Origin of the sequence: Glycomyces dulcitolivorans (assembly GCF_003265355.1) — a bacterium.
GTDB lineage: Bacteria > Actinomycetota > Actinomycetes > Mycobacteriales > Micromonosporaceae > Glycomyces > Glycomyces dulcitolivorans.
In genome coordinates this window covers 1-622 of the sequence record NZ_QFRW01000024.1, presented here as the reverse complement: position 1 = coordinate 622, position 622 = coordinate 1, and the positions used below count along the sequence as shown (strand labels likewise).

Here is a 622-nt window from a genome sequence, read left to right as displayed (position 1 = left end):
CAGACCGAGGTCGAGCCGCCCCGCGCCTGACGCGCCTCCGCGCCGCGGGCGCTCCCGGCCGCTAGGCTGCCGGGGCCGCCCGCCCGGGGCGGCCGCATCCTGGGAGCCGCCATGAGCCGGACCGCCGTGCTGCTGTTCACGCGCGACCTGCGCGTCCACGACAACCCGGCCCTCGCCGCGGCCTGCCGCGACGCCGAGCGGGTCGTCCCGCTGTACGTGGACGACCCCGGGCGGGCCTCGAACCCGAACCAGCGGCGCTTCCTGCTGGAGTCGCTCGACGACCTGCGCGATTCGCTGCGCGGCCTCGGCGCCGACCTCGTCGTCCGGTCCGGGGACACCGCCTCGCAGGTCGAGGACGTCGCGGCCGCGACCGGCGCCGACCTCGTCGTGTGCGCCTCGGACGCCGGGCGGTTCGCCGCCGGCCTGCTCAAGCGCCTGGGAAGGGCCGCCGACCTGCACGTCGCGCCCGGCCCGGCCGTGGTCGAGCCCGGCCGGCTCCTGCCCAGCGGCGGCGGCGACCACTACAAGGTCTTCACCCCGTACTGGCGCGCCTGGTCGCAGGCCCGCTGGCGCGAGACCGCGCCCGAACCGGAGCGCGTGCGCGCCCCCGACCTCCCCGACT

At 78.6% G+C, this 622-nt stretch carries 1 protein-coding gene; it reads left to right on the top strand.

The window, feature by feature from the left end; genetic code table 11:
• Positions 1-111 precede the first annotated feature (111 nt).
• Positions 112-622: deoxyribodipyrimidine photo-lyase (locus DI269_RS00725; RefSeq protein WP_198667014.1), on the top strand; the 511-nt coding region annotated here is incomplete at its 3' end.